Below are 6871 nucleotides of genomic sequence, written 5' to 3'. Positions count from 1 at the left end.
CGCTCCTCCACCTCTTCGGGCAGGATCAGTTCCGGATGGAACCCCTCCAACCCCAACAGGATCGCGGTCATCGTCCCATGCCCATGCCCCGTCGCGGCCAGCGACCCATACAAATCCACCCGCAACGACGCCACGTCCGCGAGCTTCCCCGAGGCCTTCAACTCCTCAGCAAACACGGCAGCAGCCCGCATCGGCCCCACCGTATGCGAAGACGACGGCCCAATACCGACAGAAAAAAGGTCGAATACGCCGACTGCCACGGTGTGTGTTCCTAACTGGACGGAGAAGGGAGAAAGCTGGCCCCACCGGGCCAAAGGCAACCACGGCTCAGGACAGGGGTGCCACGCCTGGGTAGAGCGGGTGGGCTGCGGCGAGTGCCTCAACGCGGTGACGCAGCCCTGCAAGGTCCGCGCCGGCGTCGGCAATCAATGCCTCGGCGATGATGTCCGCAACCTCGCGGAAGGCGTCCTCGCCGAAGCCCCGGGTGGCCAGGGCCGGGGTGCCGATGCGCAGGCCCGAGGTGACCATTGGCGGACGCGGGTCGAAGGGGACCGCGTTGCGGTTGACGGTGATGTCGATCGCAGCCAGTCGGTCTTCTGCCTGCTGGCCATCGAGTTCGCAGTTGCGCAGGTCCACCAGGACCAGGTGCACGTCGGTGCCGCCGGACACCACGCTGATGCCCTTGGCGGTGACGTCCGGCTGGACCAGGCGTTCGGCCAGGATGCGGGCGCCGGCCAGGACGCGCTCCTGCCGCTCCTTGAATTCCTCGGACGCCGCGATCTTGAACGCCACGGCCTTGCCGGCGATGACGTGCTCCAGCGGCCCGCCCTGCTGGCCCGGGAAGACGGCGGAGTTGATCTTCTTCGCGACGTCGGGGTCGTTGGAGAGGATGATGCCGCCGCGCGGACCGGCGAGGGTCTTGTGCGTGGTGGAGGTGACCACGTGGGCGTGCGGGACCGGCGAGGGGTGCAGGCCCGCGGCCACCAGTCCGGCGAAGTGTGCCATGTCCACCATGAGGTAGGCACCCACGGAATCGGCGATCCGGCGGAACTCGGCAAAGTCCAGCTGGCGCGCGTAGGCTGACCAGCCGGCCACGATGAGCTGCGGCTTGTGCTCCTGGGCCAGCCGCTCCACCTCTGCCATGTCGATGGTGTGGGTGTCTTCGCGGACCTGGTACGGGACCACGTTGTAGAGCTTGCCGGAGAAGTTGATCCGCATGCCGTGGGTCAGGTGGCCGCCGTGGGCCAGGTTCAGTCCCATGATGGTGTCGCCGGGCTTGATGAGCGCGTGCATCACCGAGGCGTTGGCCTGGGCGCCGGAGTGCGGCTGGACGTTGGCGAACCCGGCGCCGAACAGGGCCTTGACCCGGTCGATGGCCAGCTGCTCGATGACGTCCACGTGCTCGCAGCCACCGTAGTACCGCTTGCCCGGGTAGCCCTCGGCGTACTTATTGGTCAGCACCGAGCCCTGCGCCTGCATGACCGCTGCGGCTGTGTGGTTCTCGGAAGCGATCATTTCCAGGCCGTCGCGCTGGCGGCCCAGTTCGTCGTCGATCTTTGCCGCAATCTCGGGGTCCAGGGCAGCGAGGTCTGCGTTCAGGCTGGGGGAGACCACCTGTTCAAAGGCCACGGTGCCCGCGGCGGATGAAGCGCCGCTCACAGTTCGCCGCCGTTTGCTTCGGCGTATTCCTGTGCGGACAGCAGCGGGCCCTCTTCGGTGACGGTGACCTTGAAGAGCCAGCCGGCGCCGTAGGGGTCGTTGTTGATCACGGCGGGGTCGCTGACGACTTCGTCGTTGACTTCCGTGACCTGGCCCGTCACGGGGGAGTACAGGTCGGAGACGGACTTGGTGGACTCGATCTCGCCACAGGTCTCGCCTGCGGTCACCGTGGCGCCAACCTCGGGCAGGTCCACGTAGACGATGTCGCCCAGTGCCTCGGCGGCAACGGCGGACACGCCCACCACGGACGGGCCGGAGCCGTCGGCGGCGATCCATTCGTGTTCGGCGGAGTACTTCAGTTCAGCGGCAACTTTAGCCATGGTGTGTTTCCTTAAGTTTGGGGTTCAAAAATGCGGGAGCGCCGGTGCTATTTCTGACGCTTGTAAAAGGGCAGTGCGACGACTTCGAAGGGCTCGGCCTTGCCGCGCAGGTCCACGTCCAGTGCGGTGCCCAGCTCAGCGTGCTCGACGTCGACGTAGGCCAGTGCCACGGGGTAGCCAAGGGTGGGGCTCGGCTGGCCCGAGGTCACCTCGCCCACCACGTTTCCGTCTTTCAGGACGGGGTAGCCGCCACGGCCGGCACGGCGGCCGTGCCCTTTCAGGCCAACGAGTTTGCGCTTGGGGCCGGCTTCCTTGGCTGCCTCGAGTGCGGCCCGTCCCACGAAGTCGCCTTCCTTGGACTTGAGGGCAACTACGGGGCCAAGGCCGGCGTCGAACGGCGAACGCTCCAGCGAGAGCTCGTTGCCGTACAGCGGCATGCCCGCTTCAAGGCGAAGCGAATCGCGGGATGCGAGGCCGCAGGGGACAATGCCGAACTCTTCTCCGGCCTGGGCCACGGACTCCCACAGGGAAGCGGCGCCTTCGTTCGGGAGGAAGAGTTCAAAGCCGTCTTCACCGGTGTAGCCGGTGCGGGCCAGGATGACATCGTGGCCGGCCACGGTGACTTCGTTGAACGCGTAGTACTTCAGGTCGGTGACCAAGGCGTGCTGGGACTCGTCCGTGAGCTTGAGCAGGATGGCCTCGGCCTTGGGTCCCTGGACTGCGACGAGCGAGGTTGCCGCCGAAGCGTCCTCCACCGTCACGTCGAAGGCGGCAGCGCGTTCGGCGAGTGCGGCCGCCACGGTGGGGGCGTTGCCGGCGTTGGGAACCACCAGGTACTTCTCATCGCCGAAACGGTACGTGATGAGGTCGTCGATGATGCCGCCGTCTTCATTGCAGATCAGCGAGTACTTGGCCTTGCCGTCCGCGATGGCGGACAGTTTGCCCACCAGGGCGTAGTCCAGGAAGGCGCCGGCCTGCGGTCCGGTGACCCACACTTCGCCCATGTGGGAGAGGTCGAACAGGCCGGCAGCGTTGCGGACGGCGTGGTGCTCGGCCAGTTCGGAGCTGTATTTGAGCGGCATCTGCCAGCCACCAAAGTCGGTGAAGGAGGCGCCAAGCTTCTTGTGCTCTTCGTAAAAAGCCGTGTAGTTCTCAGTCATGGGGGATCCTTAGTTTTCGAACTCGGACAGCGGCGGGCAGGAGCAGATCAGGTTCCGGTCTCCACCGGCGCCGTCGATCCGGCCCACCGGCGGGAAGTACTTGTCCTGCTTGAGGTGGTGGACGGGGAAGACGGCCTGCTCGCGGCTGTACTGGCGGGTCCATTCGGAGTTCGCGACGGCGGACGCTGTGTGGGGTGCGCGGCGCAGGGGTGAGTCCGCCACGGCGAAGTCGCCGTTGGCCACCTGGTCGATTTCCTTGCGGATGGTGATCATGGCTTCGATGAAGCGGTCGATCTCGGCCAGGTCCTCGGACTCGGTGGGCTCCACCATCAGGGTGCCTGCCACCGGGAAGGCCAGGGTGGGGGCGTGGAAGCCGAAGTCGATGAGGCGCTTGGCCACATCCTCCGCGGTAACGCCCGTCTTCGCAGTCAGGTCGCGCAGGTCCAGGATGCATTCGTGCGCCACGAGCCCGCCTTCACCGGTGTACAGCACCGGGAAGTACTCGTTCAGGCGCACGGCAACATAGTTCGCTGCGAGCAGGGCTGCCTTGGTGGCCTCGGTCAGGCCCTCGCCGCCCATGAGCTTCACGTACGCCCAGGAGATCGGCAGGACACCGGCGGAACCGAAGTTCGAGGCACTGATGGCCACGCCGTGGCCTTCCTCATGCGCTGCCTTGTTGGCGTCGCCGGGCATGAACGGCGCCAGATGGGCCTTGGCCGCAACAGGTCCGACGCCGGGTCCGCCGCCGCCGTGCGGGATGCAGAAGGTCTTGTGCAGGTTCAGGTGGGAGACGTCGCCGCCGAACTTGCCGGGCTGGGCCAGGCCCACCAGGGCGTTCAGGTTGGCACCGTCAACGTAGACCTGGCCGCCGGCAGCATGGACAGCCTCGCAGATCTCGGTCACGTCCGCGTCGTAGACGCCGTGGGTGGACGGGTAGGTGATCATGATCGCCGAGAGGACGTCCTTGTTCGCCTCGATCTTCGCGTACAGGTCCTCGTGGTCGATCGTGCCGTCCGCGGCGGTGGCCACGACGACGACCTTCATGCCGGCCAGGACGGCAGAGGCGGCGTTGGTGCCGTGGGCGGAAGCGGGGATCAGGCAGACGTTGCGCTGGGTATCGCCGTTGGCGCGGTGGTAGCCGCGGATGGCCAGCAGGCCGGCGAGCTCGCCCTGGGATCCGGCGTTCGGCTGGAGGGACACCTGGTCGTAGCCGGTGATTTCCGCCAGGTCGGCTTCCAGGCCACTGATCAGCTCACGCCAGCCTTCGGTCTGGGAGTCCGGGGCGAACGGGTGGATGGAGGCGAACTCCGGCCAGGAAATGGCTTCCATCTCGGCGGTGGCGTTCAGCTTCATGGTGCACGAGCCCAGCGGGATCATGGTGCGGTCCAGCGCCAGGTCCCGGTCCGACAGCCTGCGGATGTAGCGCAGCAACTGGGTTTCGGACCGGTGGGTGTTGAACACCGGGTGCTGCATGTACTCGGAGGTGCGGAGCACCTCTGCGGGCAGGTCGAAGCCCTCAGCGTCCACTACCGGGCCGGCTCCAAAGGCGACGGCGATCGCGGAGAGGATTTCCGGCGTCGTGGTTTCATCCACGGACACGCCGATGGTGTCGGCGTCGATGTGGCGCAGGTTGATGCCGCGTGCTTCGGCAGCGGTGATGACCTTGGCGGCCTTGCCCGGGACGGAGACCGTGACCGTATCGAAGAACGCCTCGGCGGCCAGTTCCCGGCCTGCGATCTTGAGCGTGGTGGCGAGGGCGCGGGCGTTGTTGTGGACGCGCTCGGCGATGGCCTTCAGTCCGTCGGGGCCGTGGTAGACGGCGTAGAAGGAGGAGACGATGGCCAGCAGGGCCTGCGCGGTGCAGATGTTGGATGTCGCCTTTTCGCGGCGGATGTGCTGCTCGCGGGTCTGCAGCGCCAAGCGGTACGCCGGGAGGCCGGCGTCATCCTTGGATACGCCCACCAGGCGGCCCGGCATGGAACGCTCCAGGCCCTTGCGCACCGCCATGTAGGCGGCGTGCGGGCCGCCGAAGAACAACGGCACCCCGAAGCGCTGGGTGGAGCCGACGGCGATGTCGGCGCCCTGCTCGCCCGGAGGAGTGATCAGGGTCAGTGCAAGCAGGTCAGCGGCCACGGTGACCAATGCGCCGCGCTCCTTCGCCGCCGCAATAGTGGCGGACTGGTCCCAGACCCGCCCGGAGGCACCGGGCTGCTGGAGCACGATGCCGTTGATGTCGCCGTCGGGCAGGCCGTTGGACAGGTCGGTGACCTCAACTTCGAAGCCCAGCGCCTCGGCGCGGCCCTTGACGATGGCGATGGTCTGCGGCAGCACGTCGGCGTCCAGGACGGTCTTGCCGTCGCGGGCGTCCTTGTTCTTGTTGGCGCGGCGCATCATCAGCACGGCCTCGGCCACGGCGGTGGCTTCATCCAGCAACGAGGCGTTGGCGATGGGCAGGCCCACCAGGTCCTGGACCATGGTCTGGAAATTCAGGAGTGCCTCGAGCCGGCCCTGGGAAATCTCGGGCTGGTACGGGGTGTACGCGGTGTACCAGGCCGGGGCCTCCAGGACATTCCGGCGGATGACGGCGGGCGTGATGGTGTCGTAGTAGCCCTGGCCGATCATTTGCACGGCGGTCTTGTTCTTGGCGGCGAGCCTGCGCAGCTCCGCTAGGACCTCAACCTCGCTTAGCGCGTCCTTGAGCGCAAGGGGCTTGGACTGGCGGATTGAGTTGGGAACGGCGATGTCCACCAGTCCATCAACGCTGTCGTAGCCAACGGCCTTGAGCATGGTGTCCACGTCAGCCTGGCGGCGTGCACCGATATGCCGGTCTGCAAAGGCAGACGGAAGGGATTGAATCGTCATGAGGAACTCCAGGTTCGGCCGGCCACGGGTGGCACGGCATGGATCGGGTCCCTCCCCGCTCTGTATTGGACCTGAGAGATTCCGCAAACCCATCAGGGCCTGCTTGCACCGTCGGTGAGTGCTGCCGGAGCAGCACTGCTTTCCAGAGTCGCCTCGCCGTGACGGTACATGGGCCTGAGAGATTCCTGGGGAGGATTTGCTCCTACGGCGCCTGCCCGGTGATGGCCGGGAGAACTCTCCCGCCACAGCTCGAAAGGCTTATTGAAATGTGGGTGATTCGGCTCACAGGTTACAGGCAAAGCGAAGCGGGGGGCAAATCGGTCCGTCATGACTTGGGGCTCAAGAGCGTTAGGTGGATGGCGTAACGCCGGGCTTGACTTTTGTTCGTGACGGACGCCACACTGAACCCCGTGATCCGGCCGGACAGCGGAACTGGCCCAAAGACGCTGGGCGCTCTGTTCGCCGGCCGGGATCACCGGAGGCCCCACTCTCCATTCTGCGCATTACCGCGCCTGGGATGGATGCCCCCCGACAACTGAACACTGATTTACCAAGCAAACGCTTTTGACCTGCGGCGGGAGAGCCCTGCCGGTACGTTCAGCAGGCGCCGTAGGAGCAAACCCTCCCCAGGAAACTCTCAGGCCCACGTACCGCCGCGGTGAGGCAACTCTGGAAAGCAGCCGGGCCCTGTCCTGGCTCACCGACGGTGCAAGCACGCCCATTTCGGCGTGTGGAAACTCTCAGGTCCCAGACAGAGCGGGGAGGAAATCCAATCTTTGCGACACCCCGGGTGCCGCTCGAACGATGGAG

The 6871-nt window shown here is 66.3% G+C and carries 5 protein-coding genes and 2 riboswitches; all 5 genes read right to left on the bottom strand.

The annotated features are described in order from the left end of the window. On the bottom strand, positions 1 to 260 hold a 260-nt coding region (locus AB0280_RS21415; RefSeq protein WP_366368683.1), incomplete at its 3' end, for a serine dehydratase beta chain. Positions 261 to 327: 67 nt separating this feature from the next. Then, positions 328 to 1659: a serine hydroxymethyltransferase gene (gene glyA, locus AB0280_RS21410; protein WP_366368682.1), complete on the bottom strand. Its 1332-nt coding sequence runs from the start codon at positions 1657 to 1659 to the stop codon at positions 328 to 330. Continuing rightward, positions 1656 to 2039: a glycine cleavage system protein GcvH gene (gcvH, locus tag AB0280_RS21405; protein ID WP_159630354.1), complete on the bottom strand. Its 384-nt coding sequence runs from the start codon at positions 2037 to 2039 to the stop codon at positions 1656 to 1658. The genes glyA and gcvH overlap by 4 nt, the downstream gene beginning before the upstream one ends. A 47-nt stretch (positions 2040 to 2086) precedes the next feature. Further along, positions 2087 to 3199, bottom strand: coding sequence for a glycine cleavage system aminomethyltransferase GcvT (gene gcvT, locus AB0280_RS21400; protein ID WP_366368680.1), 1113 nt, complete (start codon positions 3197 to 3199; stop codon positions 2087 to 2089). A 9-nt stretch (positions 3200 to 3208) separates the two neighbouring features. After that, on the bottom strand, positions 3209 to 6061 hold the full coding sequence (gene gcvP / locus AB0280_RS21395) for an aminomethyl-transferring glycine dehydrogenase (RefSeq protein ID WP_366368678.1): 2853 nt from the start codon (positions 6059 to 6061) through the stop codon (positions 3209 to 3211). 152 nt (positions 6062 to 6213) lie between these two features. Then, positions 6214 to 6313, bottom strand: a riboswitch (glycine riboswitch). Between the two features lie 313 nt (positions 6314 to 6626). Beyond that, positions 6627 to 6724, top strand: a riboswitch (glycine riboswitch). Positions 6725 to 6871 lie beyond the last annotated feature (147 nt).

The organism is Pseudarthrobacter sp. 902506025 (assembly GCF_040702325.1).
GTDB lineage: Bacteria > Actinomycetota > Actinomycetes > Actinomycetales > Micrococcaceae > Arthrobacter.
The sequence above is the reverse complement of the archived record's forward strand: the minus strand, read 5'-3'. Positions and strand labels throughout refer to the sequence as shown.